Consider the following 1,023-nt stretch of genomic DNA (forward strand, 5'->3'; position numbering starts at 1 on the left):
GTTGAAACTGAAAGTGATTTTGGGTTAGCATTTGACGGCGATGGAGACAGAATCATAGCAGTAGATGAGAATGGTCAAATCGTTGACGGTGACCAAATTATGTTTATTATTGGTCAAGAAATGCATAAAAATCAAGAATTGAATAATGACATGATTGTTTCTACTGTTATGAGTAATTTAGGTTTTTACAAAGCGCTTGAACAAGAAGGAATTAAATCTAATAAAACTAAAGTTGGCGACAGATATGTAGTAGAAGAAATGCGTCGCGGTAATTATAACTTAGGTGGAGAACAATCTGGGCATATCGTTATGATGGATTACAATACAACTGGTGATGGTTTATTAACTGGTATTCAATTAGCTTCTGTAATAAAAATGACTGGTAAATCACTAAGTGAATTAGCTGGACAAATGAAAAAATATCCACAATCATTAATTAACGTACGCGTAACAGATAAATATCGTGTTGAAGAAAATGTTGACGTTAAAGAAGTTATGACTAAAGTAGAAGTAGAAATGAATGGAGAAGGTCGAATTTTAGTAAGACCTTCTGGAACAGAACCATTAGTTCGTGTCATGGTTGAAGCAGCAACTGATGAAGATGCTGAAAGATTTGCACAACAAATAGCTGATGTGGTTCAAGATAAAATGGGATTAGATAAATAAATACTGTATTACAAATAAGCCGATGCGTATGCATCGGTTTTTTTGTGTTTCTAGAAATAATTTATAGTACAAACGTAAAATGATATAAACAAAATAAAAACAAAGTAATCAATATGTAATATAAAATACACTGGTACTCAATATATAATGATGATAAAATTAATTTTAATTAGATAGAGTTGCTTTGTGTTTTTAACGCAGATGCTACTACTTATCTTAACAGTTGATTAAGTGAAATCATTTAACAGCGAGAATAATCAACCAGGAGGATGACTTAATGAATTTATTCAGACAACAAAAATTTAGTATCAGAAAATTTAATGTCGGTATTTTTTCAGCTTTAATTGCCACTGTTAC

The 1,023-nt window shown here is 31.1% G+C and carries 2 protein-coding genes; both read left to right on the forward strand.

Annotated features, from left to right (window positions below; translation table 11 throughout):
* The coding region (locus IDG60_RS15850) for a phosphohexomutase domain-containing protein (protein WP_481906100.1) at positions 1-666 on the forward strand (666 nt) is incomplete at its 5' end.
* A 277-nt stretch (positions 667-943) separates the two neighbouring features.
* Positions 944-1,023 (forward strand): YSIRK-type signal peptide-containing protein (locus tag IDG60_RS27665; protein WP_206160910.1); only part of this gene is annotated, 80 nt, incomplete at its 3' end.

Source organism: Staphylococcus sp. EG-SA-2 (genome assembly GCF_017152085.1).